Origin of the sequence: Acidithiobacillus ferrivorans, assembly GCF_016250455.1 — a bacterium.
In the GTDB taxonomy this organism is placed as follows: domain Bacteria; phylum Pseudomonadota; class Gammaproteobacteria; order Acidithiobacillales; family Acidithiobacillaceae; genus Acidithiobacillus; species Acidithiobacillus ferrivorans.
Genome location: NZ_CP059488.1, coordinates 3,010,079 through 3,026,446 on the forward strand (window position 1 = coordinate 3,010,079; position 16,368 = coordinate 3,026,446).

The 16,368-nt window shown below is 51.1% G+C and carries 20 protein-coding genes; 5 read left to right on the forward strand and 15 right to left on the reverse strand.

Translation table 11 applies throughout. From position 1 onward, the window contains the following. Positions 1-113: 113 nt before the first annotated feature. The 11 genes from H2515_RS15115 to H2515_RS15165 form a co-directional block, all read right to left on the reverse strand. Entirely contained in the window at positions 114-644 is a 531-nt protein-coding gene (locus H2515_RS15115; protein WP_198660518.1) for a DedA family protein, read from the reverse strand. Next, positions 644-1,009 carry a hypothetical protein gene (locus H2515_RS15120; RefSeq protein WP_232821439.1) on the reverse strand — a complete coding sequence of 122 codons (366 nt, stop codon included), beginning with the start codon at positions 1,007-1,009 and terminating at the stop codon, positions 644-646. Before H2515_RS15120 ends, H2515_RS15115 begins: the two co-directional genes overlap by 1 nt. After that, positions 1,006-1,452: a cysteine hydrolase family protein gene (locus H2515_RS15125; RefSeq protein ID WP_198660519.1), complete on the reverse strand. Its 447-nt coding sequence runs from the start codon at positions 1,450-1,452 to the stop codon at positions 1,006-1,008. Before H2515_RS15125 ends, H2515_RS15120 begins: the two co-directional genes overlap by 4 nt. Before the next feature lie 9 nt (positions 1,453-1,461). Next, entirely contained in the window at positions 1,462-1,869 is a 408-nt protein-coding gene (locus H2515_RS15130) for a PIN domain-containing protein (protein WP_198660520.1), read from the reverse strand. Further along, complete coding sequence (locus H2515_RS15135; protein ID WP_198660521.1) at positions 1,866-2,090, reverse strand: AbrB/MazE/SpoVT family DNA-binding domain-containing protein; 225 nt, start codon at positions 2,088-2,090, stop codon at positions 1,866-1,868. The genes H2515_RS15130 and H2515_RS15135 overlap by 4 nt, the downstream gene beginning before the upstream one ends. 507 nt (positions 2,091-2,597) lie before the next feature. Then, complete coding sequence (locus H2515_RS15140) at positions 2,598-3,779, reverse strand: reverse transcriptase domain-containing protein (protein WP_269802052.1); 1,182 nt, start codon at positions 3,777-3,779, stop codon at positions 2,598-2,600. A gap of 121 nt (positions 3,780-3,900) precedes the next feature. After that, positions 3,901-5,238 (reverse strand): phospholipase D-like domain-containing protein, encoded by a 1,338-nt coding sequence (locus H2515_RS15145; RefSeq protein ID WP_198660522.1) that lies wholly within the window; start codon positions 5,236-5,238, stop codon positions 3,901-3,903. 232 nt (positions 5,239-5,470) lie between these two features. Next, on the reverse strand, positions 5,471-7,135 hold the full coding sequence (locus H2515_RS15150) for a putative bifunctional diguanylate cyclase/phosphodiesterase (RefSeq protein WP_198660523.1): 1,665 nt from the start codon (positions 7,133-7,135) through the stop codon (positions 5,471-5,473). Then, the gene (locus tag H2515_RS15155) at positions 7,132-8,616 is read right to left on the reverse strand and encodes an ATPase domain-containing protein (RefSeq protein WP_232821441.1); all 1,485 of its coding nucleotides are present in this window, start codon (positions 8,614-8,616) and stop codon (positions 7,132-7,134) included. Before H2515_RS15155 ends, H2515_RS15150 begins: the two co-directional genes overlap by 4 nt. 1 nt (position 8,617) lies before the next feature. Then, positions 8,618-9,049, reverse strand: a complete 432-nt coding sequence (locus H2515_RS15160; protein WP_232821442.1) for a hypothetical protein — start codon at positions 9,047-9,049, stop codon at positions 8,618-8,620. A 421-nt stretch (positions 9,050-9,470) separates the two neighbouring features. Beyond that, a complete protein-coding gene (locus H2515_RS15165) occupies positions 9,471-9,932 on the reverse strand; it encodes a hypothetical protein (RefSeq protein WP_198660525.1) in 462 nt (153 codons plus the stop codon). Positions 9,933-10,565: 633 nt separating this feature from the next. On the opposite strand from H2515_RS15165, the gene H2515_RS15170 reads away from it, so the two are divergent. Beyond that, complete coding sequence (locus H2515_RS15170; RefSeq protein WP_198660526.1) at positions 10,566-11,033, forward strand: hypothetical protein; 468 nt, start codon at positions 10,566-10,568, stop codon at positions 11,031-11,033. 18 nt (positions 11,034-11,051) lie between these two features. Here H2515_RS15170 and H2515_RS15175 read toward each other — a convergent pair whose 3' ends face one another. The 4 genes from H2515_RS15175 to H2515_RS15190 form a co-directional block, all read right to left on the reverse strand. After that, positions 11,052-11,699, reverse strand: coding sequence for an MIP/aquaporin family protein (locus H2515_RS15175; protein WP_232821443.1), 648 nt, complete (start codon positions 11,697-11,699; stop codon positions 11,052-11,054). A gap of 155 nt (positions 11,700-11,854) precedes the next feature. Continuing rightward, the gene (locus H2515_RS15180; RefSeq protein ID WP_065412502.1) at positions 11,855-12,214 is read right to left on the reverse strand and encodes a hypothetical protein; all 360 of its coding nucleotides are present in this window, start codon (positions 12,212-12,214) and stop codon (positions 11,855-11,857) included. A 520-nt stretch (positions 12,215-12,734) separates the two neighbouring features. Continuing rightward, complete coding sequence (locus H2515_RS16590) at positions 12,735-12,890, reverse strand: DUF3309 family protein (protein ID WP_014029468.1); 156 nt, start codon at positions 12,888-12,890, stop codon at positions 12,735-12,737. A 40-nt stretch (positions 12,891-12,930) separates the two neighbouring features. After that, on the reverse strand, positions 12,931-13,545 hold the full coding sequence (locus H2515_RS15190) for an undecaprenyl diphosphate synthase family protein (RefSeq protein ID WP_065412503.1): 615 nt from the start codon (positions 13,543-13,545) through the stop codon (positions 12,931-12,933). Positions 13,546-14,414: 869 nt separating this feature from the next. Here H2515_RS15190 and H2515_RS15195 point away from each other — a divergent pair. The 4 genes from H2515_RS15195 (at position 14,415) to H2515_RS15210 (ending at position 16,041) form a co-directional block, all read left to right on the forward strand. Continuing rightward, the gene (locus H2515_RS15195) at positions 14,415-14,594 is read left to right on the forward strand and encodes a Thivi_2564 family membrane protein (protein ID WP_065412499.1); all 180 of its coding nucleotides are present in this window, start codon (positions 14,415-14,417) and stop codon (positions 14,592-14,594) included. A 70-nt stretch (positions 14,595-14,664) separates the two neighbouring features. Continuing rightward, positions 14,665-14,835 carry a CsbD family protein gene (locus tag H2515_RS15200; RefSeq protein ID WP_014029472.1) on the forward strand — a complete coding sequence of 57 codons (171 nt, stop codon included), beginning with the start codon at positions 14,665-14,667 and terminating at the stop codon, positions 14,833-14,835. 22 nt (positions 14,836-14,857) lie between these two features. Continuing rightward, positions 14,858-15,316, forward strand: a complete 459-nt coding sequence (locus H2515_RS15205) for a PRC-barrel domain-containing protein (RefSeq protein ID WP_198660527.1) — start codon at positions 14,858-14,860, stop codon at positions 15,314-15,316. A 479-nt stretch (positions 15,317-15,795) separates the two neighbouring features. Beyond that, positions 15,796-16,041 (forward strand): hypothetical protein, encoded by a 246-nt coding sequence (locus H2515_RS15210; protein WP_198660528.1) that lies wholly within the window; start codon positions 15,796-15,798, stop codon positions 16,039-16,041. Positions 16,042-16,368 lie beyond the last annotated feature (327 nt).

Sequence of the window (16,368 nt, forward strand, 5' to 3'; positions counted from 1 at the left end):
TCTTATAAGTCGAGGCGTTGCCCTGATTCAGGGTTACTCCATAAAAATGGCTATTCCGCCACCAAAAACCACCAGTGGACCGAAGATGGCCAGAGCCATCATGGCGAACAGCTTCACACAGGGATCCTCTCCGCCAGCAAAAATGCCCCACCGCCCCAGGCAGCCACCCACAGCACGGCACCTATCGCGCTCCATATTGCAAACGCCCGGAATCCCATTTCCGAGGCTCCGGCCATGTAACCCTGCAATTGGCGCAGCGGCACGATGAAGCGTCCGACCAGCACCACGGGCGCGCCGAAACGACAGAAGAAGGTATGGACCTTATCCACCATGGGCGGTTTGATGCCCATATAGCGGCCATAGCGCAGCAAGGCCTTGTGTCCGTAGCGGTCCCCCAGACCATAGGCCGCATATCCGCCCAGGGTCGCCGCGACCATCGCCAGAGGCAGCACCACCCATACCGGGAACAGCCCTTTGGCCGCGAGGAATCCAGCAGCCACGATCATAGCCTCCCCGGGCGCGAAGACCACGCCCGCGCTCTCGACAAAGAGTAACGCGAACATCGCCGGCAGGCCGTAGGCTTTGAGGATCGGACTGGCGGCATGAATCAGGGCGGCCAGGGTGGTGAGAAACCAGTGGAGCATCAGAACAGCTTATTGATCAGGTCGTCCCCGATCCCGAATCCCGCGCCTATCTCGATGGCACGGCCAAAGCCGGAGTTTATAAACTCCGAGAAGAACCCACCATCGCCCTGCTGTTGCGGCTGTGCGAAGCCTTGCTGGAGCATCCCCTGGTACCCTGGCCACCAACCGGGATTCTGCTGTTGTGCATAATAGGGTTGCACCCTGTTAAGGGGATCACTCTGCGCGGCAGTATGCATCGCCTGCATAACCGTCATCGCCTGCTGCTGTTTCTGCTGGATGTTGTTCATCGCCAGTTCCCGCAGATCCGAGAGCCATTCGCGGGCATCGCTATTGCCACAGGCTTCTCGTTCGCTTCCATAAATCACACCCCAAACTGCCGCTGCAAAACCGCATCCACCACTTCGCACAATGGTCCTTTTTCCTCCACGCATAGGTGCCGAATTACATGGAAGGGAATGCCCGCATCCCACAGAGAAAAACCACAGGCCATAATGCAGGCACCGGTCCGGCTACCAACCAAGCCCCATTCGGTGATCTCCGGAAATTCCCGCAAGGCGTCGATTGCCGCCTGGTTCAACCCGTAACCCGTTTTTTCAAGGACGATTTCATGCCCCACGTCGATCACCGCTCCGCCATCGTGGCCATCGTTCAAGCGGGTTGTGAACAGACTGCCGGGTAGGTTGACGAATCGGGTGGCCACGACGACAGAATACTCTTGGGCGGCATCCCGGATACGCTCCACCAGATCCGGCTTGGGCGAAAATCCGTATTGCAGGTCAATGACCAGTAATCCACTGCTTTGTGACATGGGTATCTCCTACTTGAAGGGTAGGGCTTCCTGCTGGATATGGAGGCTGCTGAACTCCGGGTCTTTATGGACTAAAGTCCCGTTGCGCAGACGGGCGGTTGCCGCAATCCATGCGTCTGCTAACGATAGGCGATGCTTTGCCTTGATTTCGGCGGCGGCCACCAGTAATTCCGGGCTCTCGTGTACCCAGACAATGGGTAACGATTGCGCCTGTTCGTAGGCCAGCCGTGCCGCAGATTCTCCTTCGTCCTTCCAGACGCGGTAGAGCAATTCCATCGCGGTCATAAAGCACGCACAACACGCCACTTCTCTCCGCTTGGCCTGCTCCAATAGGTCAGCTACTCGATCCGCGCCAGGCTCGTCGTCACGCAAGGTCAACAGCGCAGACGTATCCAGTATCCAGACCGACGCGCTCATTCCTGCCGTCGATCCCAATCACGGTCATCCAGCAACCGCTCAGTGGATTGCCCCCTGCCCTGCCCACGGAATGCCGCAACCGGGTCGCGCGGCAATGGCACCACGCGAATTTCTTTTCCTTCCACTATCCATTCCAAACCATCCGCTGGCCCCAGCGCAAAACGCTTGCGGATTTCAATGGGAATCACCGTCTGCCCGCGTGTTGTGATCGTGCTTCGCATGCCCCTCTCCTGAATTACATTTCCAGACTAAATATAATTCATTTGTGGCTGATCCACCACAATCCAATGCGCCTCATTCCGGCCGGTAACTCTCTCATAGTCCACGCGAGTGGTGGCGAAGACAGGTGTTGTCCTGGCGTTACTCATGAGTCATTCCTGTTAACGGACAAAAAAGTATCATCCTGGATCAGCCGTATCCCATTGATTCTACGTTTTGAACAATTTCCACGTTTCACGAAGTATCATCCTGAGTAGCCCCACCGCCTTTGCCGACCCGGTGATGGTGGACAATAAAGTTTCATCCTGGCGCCTACGGGCATCCCTTGTGCTTGCGCTACACCCAATGACGTAGAGTCGAGATGTGACGCGGTAGCGTTAGGTATGGCCTACTCTGTTGTCCGCCCTTTCGTTTGCGGTGTCTCAATAGCCGAACCATAACCCCGTTTCCACATCCCGCTCATCGAACTGGGCGTGCGGTGTTACCGCACCCAGCTCTCGGACAAGACATCACACTTTCGCCCACGGAAGGTTCCGCATCCGCTCAGGTAGGCGTACCAATCCCAGATCCTGGTATAGGTACTTATGCGGGAAGCGCGTTCCCCCGCTTTTCGCCACCTTATGCTTCATGCACAACCACCGGCGGAGCCGTCGGGTGGCGTGTTCGTCTAAGGCGCGGTACGCTTTCCGGGCAGGGCCCAAGTAAAAGTAATTGGCCCAGCCCTCCAGCATCCGATTCAGACGTTCCACCACCGTTTTGGCATCCAACAATCCCTTTTGTGACGTCGTCTCCGCGCTAATGGCGGCGACCATCCGCTGCACACTCTTCTTGGATGGACGCATACCAACATAGGAATACCCTGTCTTTTCCGAGTGATACAGCCCAAAGGTATAGCCCAGAAAATCGAAGCAAGCCTCCGGAACCCGGCATATCCGGGTCTTTTCTGCGTTCACCGTCAGCTTCAGCCTCCCCATCATATCCTGCATGGCGGCCATGGCTTGTTCCGCCTGCCACCGACAGCAAATGACGAGATCATCGGCATAACAGACGATTCGCGACCCGAAGCGCTCTTCGTATCCGCGTTGCTTCCATCCCAAAATAAACCGTCGCATATACATACTGGATAGTAATGGTGAGATGGGAGCACCCTGCGGGGTGCCTCGCCCCTGATCCCGGTTCACGGTCGTTCGTTGCATATTTCCCCGCCCATCGCCTTCTTCCACCGGGGCATCTAACCACATCTTGATGAGATGCAGCAGATGCCGATCTACTATCCGGCGCGCCACTGATTTCATGAGCTCAGCGTGCGGGATCGTGTCGAAATAGCTCGACAAGTCCGCATCCACGACCTGTTTGTGACCCGTTTTCAGCAGACTATGCACTTCCCGCACCGCCGTCAGCGCATTCCGCCCCGCCCGATATGCATACTGCTCGGGCTGCAAATCAGCTTCGAAAATTGGTTCTATGACCATCATCGTTGCCGTCTGCACGACCCGATCGCGTAGGGTGGGGGATACCCAAAGTATGGTGGACCCATGGGTCCACCATAATGGCCTTCTCGAAGAAAAAGTAATCCTCCCAGAAACGCAACTTGGGAAAACCACCCGTTGCCATTTTCTCCGGTGAGAGTGCTTGACACCGTAATGGTGCTGTGCGACCGACCCTTGGTAAAAAGTCGGAATCACTACCATACCCTTTATTGTCTCGTTTCTCTCCGCCTCTTGGAGCGGTTTTCCTGCTTTTTGGAGGTCGTGCCGACCCGCTCGCGGCGCAGCTTCCTCGAAATCCTCTGCCGGACTCCAATTTCGCGGATTAAAGCCAGTTCGCGAACAGGCGTGCGAACGATTCCTTGAATCTTTCAAAGATCGACCGCTTCCGCCATTGCTTCAGAGTTATCTTCTTTGAATTCCGCAAGTCGTTTTCGAACATCGCCTCCATTTTGCCTGCAAAGTCCTTCCCTACTATGACGGCGTTAACCTCCTTGTTGTTTGCGAAGCTCCACATGTCCAGATTCGTGGAACCTGCGGTTGACCATATACCGTCTATCACTGCGGTTTTCGCATGGAGGATACGCCCTTTCAGCTGGTAGATTCGGACTCCGGACTTAAGAAGATGGGTATAGTAAGAGCGCCCGGCATATACTGCGATCGGGACGTCGTTCTCGGTCGCAAGTATTAATTGGACGTCTACCCCCCGCATTGCTGCGCCGGTTAGTGCGTTTATAATTGCCCTATTCGGCACGAAATAAGCCGCTGTAACGTGGATGTAATTTGTGGCATTTGAGAAAGCGGTATAATACATCAAATAAGTCAGGCGATTCCGCTCCCCGGGTCTGCTCCCTATGGCCATGACGTAGTCATCGCCTTCTTTCTTGAGAGGAGGAAAGTAGTCCTGTTCTGGTAATATGGGGCCTTTATGCCGTTTCCAGGTATCATGAAACAGTCTCTGGAATGCGGCGACCGCCGGGCCTTGGATCATGACGTCCGCGTCCTTCCAAGGTTTTGCCGCGTTTTTTTCGTCCCCGCTGCTAGCCTCATCGCTGGTGATGTTGACGCCGCCCGTGAATACCGTCTTTCCGTCAACCACCAATATCTTGCGGTGATCGCGGTGGAAAGGATCTGTTGGGTTGTATTTGATGACGTTGACACCACCCGCCCGCAAGCGTCGGAAGAAGGCGGCGGGCGTATCTATACTGCCGATGCTGTCGTATATAAGGTTTACCTGCACACCCTCAGCCTGCTTTTGAAGTAGAAGACCAGCGAATTTCCGGCCAGTTTTATCGTTGCTGAATTGGTACGTCTCAAGATTTATGTTGTCTTTTGCGCCGCGAATGGCCTTCAGCATCATTGCAATGGCCTCGGGTCCAGTCAGAAGCATCGCTTCGTTGCCCGCGATAATCGGCTTGCCGGTTATCTCCTCCATCAGCTTTAACTGCCGCGTCAGGATGCTCGTGGCGCCTGATTCCTTCTCGAGGTTGTCCATAAGCGCCTTGCTCTTGGCCGGAGGCAGTTCCCTTCCGTTGCTTTGGATCTTGGGTGGCCCGGTCACCGGCAATGCCGCCAAGCGTTCAGCGTTCGGCAGGTTTGAAGCACAGCCAGACATGAGCATGCTCAGCGTGGGAAGCGCGTAGAGGAATATCTTTTTTGCCATAAATGCCTCTAGTTTAGACCGGAAAATTACAATGCAGTACTTCCGCCTTTTGGGCAGATACCGATGACCTACCCCGCAAAAAGGCCGCATGACTCACTTTTTCCTCAGTGGGGTTCTATACGCCCGAATCCGCGAAATTTATCCGTTCCTTATAAATAAATTGGGTGCCAGCAAATGATTACGAGGCATATGGCTATGCTCAGCGACAATTATCTTGTCCGGCGTGTTGCCTTTAATGCGACATATCAGCATGCAGCAGTGCTGCAAATGCTTCGGCGGTTACGGGTTCTGAAAAGAAATAACCTTGTGCATCATCGCAATGGAGCGCCAAGAGTGACGCATACTGCTCTGCGGTCTCGATCCCTTCGGCAATGGTCCGCATCTTCAGATTTGAGCCCAGGCTGATCACCGCGTGGACGATCGATTTACTGGCCTCACTGATGACCATCTGACTGACAAATGACTGATCAATCTTTAGTGCATAGATAGGATATTGCTGCAGGTAGCGTAGACTGGAGTAACCCGTGCCAAAGTCATCGATAGTCAGTTTTACGCCCATCTCTACCAGCGCGGATAGTACCGCCTGAGTGGATTCCGTATTGTTTATGAGAACGGTTTCAGTCAGTTCCAGTTCCAGCAATCGTGGCTCCAGGCCTGTTTCTGCAAGCATGGTTCGAACACTGGTTACAAAATCCTTGTTTCGGAACTCAAAGCCCGAAGTGTTCAGGGCGACGGTCATGGGTGCAAAGCCCGCCATGATCCACTTTTGTGCCTGACTGCAAGCCTGATGCTGTACCCAACGACCCAGCGGTAGGATCAGACCACTCTCTTCAGCAATAGGGATGAATTCCTCGGGGAGCAGGAGACCTCGTTCTGGGTGCTGCCAGCGCACCAGTGCCTCAAATCCCACTATCTTACCGCTGCGCAGATGCACCACGGGCTGATAATGCAGGATAAATTCCCGCCGTTCCAGGGCGTGACGTAAGTCGACTTCTGTCGCGTGCCGCTGCAAGGCCCGTGCATGCATCTCCTGCTCAAAGAACTTATAGGCATCCCTTCCATTGTTTTTGGCATAGTACATGGCCGTATCTGCACTTTTGAGCAAAGTATCGGTGTCGCCTCCGTCATCCGGATAAATACTGATACCGATGCTCACACCAATATGTATTTCATGTTCGTTCAGCAGATGAGAAGGTGCCAGTGTCGCAATGATTTTCTCGGCAGAAAGTGCGGCGTCTTGCGCATGCTCAATGTTGGGGAGTAGCACCACGAATTCATCCCCTCCCTGCCGGGAGACGGTGTCGGAGTGCCGCAGGCAACCCTTCAGGCGGTGGGCTATGGATTGGAGCAATAGATCACCTATCCCATGCCCCAAGGAGTCGTTGATGTGCTTAAAGCGATCCAGATCCAGAAACATCACTGCCAGTGGTCGTGTCTGTCGCTGCGCGATCTCAATCGCCTGGCTCAGTCGGTCCTGCAGAAGAACCCGGTTCGGTAATCCTGTGAGTGCATCATGTTGTGCGGTGTAGTCGAGCTGATCTCTGGCTGCCTGCACCTGATCAGCCAGTTCGTGAGCCTCAATCATCGCAACCACTAACCGGGCATTGGCTTGTCGCAAGAGTAGCAGCTGCTCATCAATAATGCTCTGGTGCAGCTCTACGGCATTATTATGCTGCTCCCGAGAGATGACAGAATCTTCTCGGACAAGAACTGAGTCCTCTCGCTGGTGTACAACCTCTTCACGTGCATACGCTACAGCTTCCCGAGTTCTGGCTGCTAGTTCCCGAGCAGAGACAGAGGCATCTTCTGAGATTTGCTTCTGCTGACGAAGATAAAAAAGCTCGTGTTCGTCAGAATGCTCTGCTTCGGAATCATCCACTGGCGGATGCGCGCTCATGGGCCACGCTCTTCTTCTGCGTATCCCAGCCCCGCATCCAATATCGGGTTTCCCGACAAAACACCGGAATACTCGGAGAGCGGCGCACCGAGGACAATGCCCTTATCCGTAATTTCAAACAGTCGAATGTCCTTGCTGTGTGCGCTGCCACGAACCTTGACGACGGATAAGACCCGTTCAAAGCGGCCAGCAATCACCACATATCGTTGTACAATAATGGCATCGGCCAGAAATGCACTCCCAAAAGGACTAAAGCGCAAATCGGTGTAGCGATCTTCCAATTCAGAGGTCATCAACACCGTAACCCCCATACCGGTGAGTACCGCAATCATGCGGTATAAGGCACTGCGGAACTCTTCATGAAACTCTGGGGCTAGAACGAGCACAAAGCCCGACAGAGAATCAATAACCACCCGTTTGGCCTGCAAGTGCTGAATGCGGGTGATCAGATTATGGAGCGTTTCATCAATCGACAGGCTCAGAGAGCGGGCGTCGATCATTCCGACCTGGCCGCTTTGCACCATGTTATACAGGGTTTTATTCAACAACTGACTGGGGCTTTTCTCGAAGGCAGCAATTACACCGGGTTCGCCCAGGCGCACCCCCTCTGCCAGGAATTCTGTGGCGAGAATCGTTTTCCCAGATCCGGATGGGCCTACCACAAGTAGCGCATATCCTGTGGGTAGCCCCCCACCGAGCATCGCATCCAGCCCCGGTACACCCATCGCCATGCGTTTTTCGTGACCGGGCACTGCAGTGGAGTGGAATTGGCCACTCAATTCCGCAATTGCGCGAGGGAAAATCTCCAGGCCATTCTCTTGAATCCGAAAAGTGTGCTGCTCTGTTCGCTGACTTTGTCCACGCATCTTCAGTACCTGTATTTTGCGCACCATGGTGTCCCGGTACAGATTCTGAGTCATCCAGATAATGCCATCCGCCACGGTAAATATGGGGCTGGAGGCCGCCTCTGACGGGGTGTACTCCCCAATTAAAAAGGTGGTGGCCTGCCAACTGGTCATTGCCATGCCCAGTTGTTGCAAGAAACGCTGCATGGCAAATTGATCGTGCGGACCCGATTGCATCACGGAACGAAATGAATCCACAAAAACCAGGCTTGGTGAGTAGGCTTGCACCTCATCCACAATGCGGGTCAACACCTGGTCAAAGTCCCCCTGCTGCAGGTCTTGCGATAAATTGACGTAGCGAATGGATGCGTTCACCTTGCTGGTATCAAAAAAACTGAACTGCTGTTGATAGCGCAGCATTTTAAGGGTTGGTTCACCTAACACCGTAAAAAAGATTGCGCGATGATCCGGTCCTGCCTGGCTGAACATGATCTGATGGGCCAAAGTGGTTTTCCCGCCACCGGGCGCGCCCGCGATCAGATTGAAGGAGAATTCCGGCAACCCTCCGCCCAGCAGGGCATCTAGGCCAGGCACACCAGTGGGTAACTGACGTATCATCACGTTATCGTTCATCATTTTACTCTTTAACCGGATGCATCATGAACTTCTTCCATGCAACATCTAAAATTCGCGCAGTGACCTGGTTTCCAATCAGTGTTGATAATACACCAATAAAAACGTTCAACAACTGACGGGTCGTGACGCGGATTTGTGCAGGGGTCAGGGGAATTTCAGCAGAGGGTAGTAAGGGATCTGTTATGGGTCTATCCAAAGGCTGAGGTGCAGAATGATCCTGCCAGGGTGAGGCGTTTTCCGTGAGAAACACGCTTCTTGCATAGAGCGTATCAAACCCTTCTTGTCCGACTAGAAAGGTGATTTCCATTGTCAACGATTTCCAGAGATCGTGAGCAAGATCGGCCACTTCTTCATCTGGACAGTGCTCCAGAAGGTCTTTTATCATGTGGTAACGGAAAGTTGCGCAACCCCAAAGAACTTTTTTATAGAGCACGCCAGAGGCTGAAATGCTTCTTGGAGTCCCTTGAGGGTTTGCAAGCTGTCTGCTGGGGGGGCAGCACACATGGCATCTCTCTCAAAGCTATACCTTACTCAAAAATAGTTCTTCGTGAAGCATAATGCAAGTTTCCATGAGACAGCATGATACAAATTGTGTGATGGTCGCTGTCCGGGACTGCACGGTTACGGTATAGCCAGACGGTTAAGCAAATCGCACCTCAATATTTGGTGTGATTTGCGTGCGACGGTCATTCTCCTGACAAACGATCTCTCCGACCATCATATTGATGTATTGCTGAACGGTTTCAGCTGAGAGAGGTTTCACCTCACTACAGCGAACCACAATCCAGCAGTCTGCCTTGTAGTTGCTGCCTAGGCGTTGACTAAGCCGGGCAAAGACGCTGATTGGCACCAGTCTACTGAATAATGTGGCTTATCACAGAACTTATTGCCGCCTCTTCATTATTTTTAAAATGGATAGGTTCGTGTCTTGATAATACTTCCTTAAACATGACCATAAGATATGACCTAATCGTGTCGTCAGACAGATCACCAACCTCTTGCACCCGTTTCGCAAGCCAAGAATCAGCTTTGTAAGCATTGCCGACACAAAGACAAAGAGCATCAAATAACTGGTGATTCAGCATAACAAATAAAGTTCTATTGCTAGCGACATGAATCTCCTTGAGAAGTTGTGTCCCATTATGCGGAGAAGGTAGCGCACACATGGGATTCCGATCGCATATTTTGCGTTGCGCAAAACGCAAGGCATCCCAGCGGTCAATCAGCTTGATCAGATGTCGCGCGGCACTAGGATTCGTTTTCTGTAGTTGCGTAGCGACAGTACGGGATTTAATAATCAAATGTGTGGTGTTCATATAGTTGGGCAGCAGACCGTTACTGCATCCGCCTGAAGAGCGACCAGAATGGTTCCGAAAGCGTCGGCACGGATCACGGTGATAATACGACATTTCATGGTATAGTTACTCCTATGCAGTTCCGAGTGAAATCCTCGAGATCCAGCAGCTATCCTGGAGAATCAGGTTTTAAGCGTTACAGTCTACAGGCGGGATCTGTCTTGTGTCTGTGCGGCAATTAACATTGAGTGAACTTAAACAAACGACAGAAAATTTTCATATGACTTTTACCGTTTATTGGTGCGAAATCACGTCTTACGGCACCGTTTCGTTACCATGGTTGGGGTATCCAATTCTACAACCTCAATACCATCGATTCGTAGCGTGGCCTTCGCACCCACAAACAGCCGTACTTCGATCTCATCCGTAAAAGACGTCAGTTAAAACCGCATGTTGCCGAGCTCCCCAGGATTGCCGCCATTGCTTCTGTTAAGTTCACAAAAATTATATTTGGCTATCCATTTCGGCCAGTTTACCCGGTTTTCCGTTCCGCTGGACCACAGAGACCGACCTCTATAACATATCCCGGTAAACCACAAGATACGCCGCTCAGTTGCCGCTTACGGCCTAGACTCCACAGTGAGGGATCAAAAATTGAAAACAATATTTGAGAAGCTTATCGCCATCAGCTTTATTATTACGGCCTGTTTGCTTTTTCTGTCAGCCTGGTCGCTGATGGCTTGGTCGATATGGAAATTATTGATTGCTTTAATCTATAGCGGATCCATATCAGAAGGGCTTCTGAACATGATCAGCGTGGTGGTGATCGCGATGGCAGTCATTGAAGTCGGCCGTTACATCATCGAAGAAGAGATCTATCTGTCAAGAACGCAGGATCCACTGAGTCAGAAAGAAATCACGGGAGGCGTAGTGAAAATATTTGTAATCATTATTATTTCTGTAGGACTTGAGGGGCTGGTTTACCTATTTAAGGCGGGGTTAAAAAACATTTCATTATTACCCTACCCGGCCATCATTATTTTTGCATCCGTTCTTGCCTTGGTTGGACTCGGCATATATCAGAAGCTGACCAAGACCGACCCTCGGTCAACAGCTCCGTAGGGTGGGATCGCCTCAGCATTAGTCGAGGCTTCCCTCCGCCGCGATTGTTCCAGCGGCGGTGGGTTTGCCTTTGAGTATCCATTCGAATCCCACGGCAATCATCGCACCGATAATTGGGCCGACGATGTAAATCCAGCATGTACGCAAGTCACCGCGTATCAGATCGGGGGCAAAAGACCGGACTGGATTCATCGAAGCGCCACTGATTGGCGCCGCCCAAAGCCCAGCCAGTGCGATGTAACCGCCAATGGCGAGCGCCGCGTTGGAGCCAATATTGCGCGCCCCTGAGGCCGTGCCGAGTATGGTGCTGACCAAGCCGGTAGTTAACAATACTTCCATGACAAGTGCCTTGAAATCGCTGATCCCTTTTCCAGGAACAGTGGCTCCCAATAGGCCGACTGTGCCGAACATCGCCCTTAAGAAAAGGGCCGCGGCGATGCCCCCGACGAACTGGGAAAAGATATAGCCAGGAACCCGTTTCCATGGGAAATTACGGCGCACCGCAAATGCAAGTGTGACCGCCGGATTCAGGTGCGCACCGCCGACGGCACCCATGAAATAGATGATGGCCATGACCATCAAGCCGGGTGCGACGACCATCATGCTCAGTGATATTGCGCCATGACTCCAGGCGCCAACAACGACAGAGCCGGCCGCAACAACCACGAGAAGAAATGTACCCCAAGCCTCCGAAAACAGACGCCGCCACTCGTGCGATGGCTCTAGAAAATCAGGCGGTACAGGGGGGCATGCAGCATGCGCCGTTCGGGTAGAGATACAACGTGCTGACGAGGCTCATTGGTCATCGTTTCCACCTCGACTCAAATAATTTTGCAGGGAATCATGGCATCCTCATCAAATTTATAAACGGCACAGAGTCTATGATAGCCATCTGCAATGATTAATTTGCCATTGATCTTGTTTCTATAAAGCAACAGAGGGGATAATTTTTCGCCGCGAATAATCTGAGCCGTATCTTGCTCGACATGGCTATTGCTCACCCCCAGCAGAGATAGTTCAGAGGCTCTGAAAATATCTTTGGCTGCAAATTCGGTTATATCGGCTTGTTTCAATTCGTCTACAATGGACTCCGCTTCACCTTGATTCATCGTCAAGCTCAAATAGGAGGCGGCAGCTGGGTAATCATGTTTTTGCGGCTTATCAAACCATTTTATTTTCATGGATCTTCCTTGCTCCTCTGGACCGGAGTGAGAACCTTCAGGGCCGGCGAACCGTCCATCCATACGGCCCTTGCTAAAATGTAAGACATGGGATATCTGATGTGAATAGTGTTACCATCAGTCGCTGCGGCCTTAGCTATAAAACCAATAGAATAATGCTTGCCATCACCAACCCATAGGACATTATCACCAACCTGAAAAGCCATATCATCAACCCATTATGCCAACTCCTTTTGCCCAGGTGAAAATTGAGAAATAAACGACGAATTACATTCCCATTTCCTGTAGCTTAAAACGGGGTGGCTGATATTATATCAATGCGCCAACAGGGTAAAAACCCCCCTTTTCAAGGGGAGGATTCCACGAATTAACGAACTTGCCATGCTTGAGATAAACATGCATTCTACCGCTCAACTTTTGATACCATGGCGACGCATTAGCAGCAAGGCTTCTAAGAGACCGGTTCGCTGTTTCACACACGCTCCAGCTCCATAAAAGTCACAGAAATAAAGTCCAGCTCTTATATTCTGCCAAGAAGAAGTAGGATAATTAGTACGACAAGTATTACACCAACGATACCACTCGGACCATATCCCCAGCTTCTGCTGTGTGGCCATGCTGGAAATACGCCTAACAAAATCATAACAAGTATTACCAGAAGAATTATGCCAATCATGTCAAGTCCTCGCGTAAGTAACAATTAATGTGGTATTTGCTTAACCCCCTAACGTCCTGTCCTGTTTATTATACCAATCAAGCGCTTTGTCCAAATGTTTTATATCAAAATCAGGCCAATATTCATCTCTAATATAGAAATCCGCATACACAGATTGAACCGGAAGAAAACCGCTTAACCGCCGCCCCCCGCCCCAACGTACGATCAAATCCATACGTGAAACGTCACTGGAGCGCAGACAGCCACAGCCAAGACCAGCCAGGTCCCACTCCCAACCGTAGTTGACCAGAAAATTTACCTTCATTCCAGAACCACGTCGCTGCCGAAACTCCTTTAACGCATCAGGGAATTGTACTGACGTCTCATCACCAACAACAAGCAGTGCTGCGCCACGCCGCGCAACTTCAAAGGCAAATTTAACACAAGCCTCTCTGAATGCGATCGTCTGGACGGTGACCCGCCGGGTGTTGTCCTGAGTAAATCCATAGATAGACACCTCGCTGATCCCATACTCCCTACATCTTTCGAGCAGAAGTAGCCCAGGGTTTACGCCGTGCGCATAGCCGGCTTCTTTCCGTAGACCTTGACTTACGGCCCAGCGACGGTTCCCGTCCGGGATAAATCCAACATGTCTCGGAATAATTTTTTTCACCATGGACTTCCCCTTGCCTATCCGGCCAAACCCAAGCAGAAAACATCGCTCCACAATGAAGCCGAATGCGCGCTCCATGACCGCATCAAATGCAAGGAGTTATAACTTGATGGCTAATGTTCATCACGTAATTCTCGTAACTCGCATGCATGCAACCATTGTCGCTTTAATCAGATAGACGATGTTTGCACACTACGGATACTTTCCTCCCATCCGAAGTGTAGCATAAATCAGCGATGCCACCATTCCAAACATGCGACAACCATACAGCACCATATTTTAATTTCCAGGCCATTTCAAGCTAGTAATATGTGCGTTAGCCAACATATTGGCTGAGACAGACAGCCACCTCAAGGCCGCTGGAAAAAGTTTACAAGGAATATGGGGCCTGTTTGCACGGGCAGGTTGCCAGTGTCTGCAGAAAAGCTGGTGTTGAGCACTTGAATTTACCGGATTCTGATGCAGAGCTTTACCGCAATGTTAATTAACGTACAGACACGAGGCAAACTCTGTCTGTAAATATAACGCATAAAGGGGGATTCGGTAGGAAGGCTGCTGGACCTCGGAGAAATCGCTCGGAACTGAATACAGATAAGGAGCTATACCATGAATTATCGTTTTATCACCATAACAGGAAAGCCGCTGCCATGGAGACCAAACGGATACAAGCCGGAAAAGCGGAGATTGTCAAACTGAAGCATGAAATAGCTTCCGTAAAGGCAAAGACCACCCAAAACTAGGCGCCATCGTGGAGTACACCATCCCCGCCCTGTCCGGCAGATGGATAGAGGATGGGGTCCCGCAGATCTAAGGGTGGGTGGGTGGATGGATACATGTTACCCTGCGCCGGATAGCGCTGGAGAATAGAGATTATGAGCGCTTTAATTTATGTGGTGTTGGTTCTGATCATCGTCGGGGTATTGCTCTGGCTAATTAACAGCTTCTTACCCATGGCTTCTTCGATTAAGACGATATTGAATATTGTGGTGGTTATTGTCGTAATCATGTGGTTGCTCAGCTTTTTTGGCATATTTCATCTGCATTCCGGTTAAAGAGTGCTACTTCTCGATATTTCAATCGAGGGCACGGCGTATTTACGAATAGTAAAACATGGAGGCAATCATGAACAGAGATCAAGTAAAAGGCCGTAGTAAAGAAGCTACAGGCAAGGTCAAAGAAGAGATTGGTAAACTTACTGGCCGCAAAGAGCAGGAACATGATGGGGGAGTAGAAAAACTCCGCGGGAAGATTCGGGGCGACTTTGGAGATTTAAAGTCAAAGCTATCTAAATAATAATTTAATGAGGAGTAGTGCTATGAACTATGAAGAACGTGATCCGTATGGGATATACAAAAACAGAGCATCCGCTACTACCGGGACCCGCGTAGGGGATGATTACGTTCCCGCGCTGATGGGTGCTAACACGCTTATTGGCAATGACGTCTATAATCAGAGAGAGGAAGATCTCGGTAGCATCAAGGAGATCATGCTGGACATGCGTAGTGGAAAGGTCGCCTATGCGGTGCTTTCGTTCGGGGGATTCCTGAGCATGGGAGAAAAGCTTTTTGCGGTACCGTGGACTGCACTCACGCTCGATACGACGAACAGACGGTTCATTCTGAACGTAGAGAAAGATTACTTGAGAGATGCGCCCGGATTTGACAAGGATCAGTGGCCTAATATGACAGACCACACCTGGTCAAAATCCATAGATGCATTTTATGGTGCAGCCGCTCACACAGACGATCGAGGCCTTGGTGGTCGCGGAATGTAGTCGAACTCATCCATCCCAGCATATTTAAGATGCGCTCAGCCCGAAGCACGGGAATGGTGTGGGTCGATATTGCTGAACTCTCTGCGCAAGTCCACCTGACGCGGTAGTAGAGATTTTCTTGCCCTGTGCATTTGACACGCATGCTCTATGCGTGTTTTTTATTTGCTTTTTTCAGGGTCTAGCCGCTCTTTTTGACGCTCTGCAGAGCGCTGGTCAGACGCATAGAGTTTATTTTATTCCGTAGCGCGCCTCACTTGGCGGCGCATTGCCAGGCAGAGAACATCAGTTAAATTAAATTTATATGTTATAAACCACACAGACAGACTTCATAGAACACCTTACGCTGTGCGTTAATCATAACATGATTATCTTATTGTATCTGGCTCATTACAGAGCTTAATACGGAGACATCATATGACGCTGGAAACGATGAAGGACGCATCAAAAATGAAGACACAGGAGCATCATAAGGAAGCTCTATGAAGCAGGCGATCCTGCGGGTGCCGCGCATCAGGCACATTCAGCCAATGGGCATTCGGCTTTTGCCCAAGAGCATGGAAAAGATGCAGGCAAGAAACATGCTAACACATTCAGCACTAGGTAATAGTGGACATCACTTTCCTGGTTGCTACTCAATAGCAGAATTCGGGTATATCGCAGATGCTGGCGTTTTCAACCCATATCGGCCAGACCTGGTTGGGTACAGTCAAGGTAATGAACATTAGCGCGCTGTTCAATTGGACGCATACCGTCCATCAGCGAAAGGCATAATTCAATGAATGTTAACGCAAACTACCAGAATCAGGCTAATCCATTGTCATTACAGGACCGTGCCAGGAACATAATAGGGTTTACCTTAGCCAATCTCGCGCTGTACATAATGCCAATTTGTTGCTTGCCTTTTCGGTATCTTATTGGATGCCAAATAACTACGTCCTACTTTTCGTCGGCCAGGCCATAGGCGCTCTCCTGGTACATTCTTGGAACGCCGCCGAATCCGCGAGACGGCACTGCGAAGCCCTTGACGTTCCGTTGTGCCGTGCAAATATAGC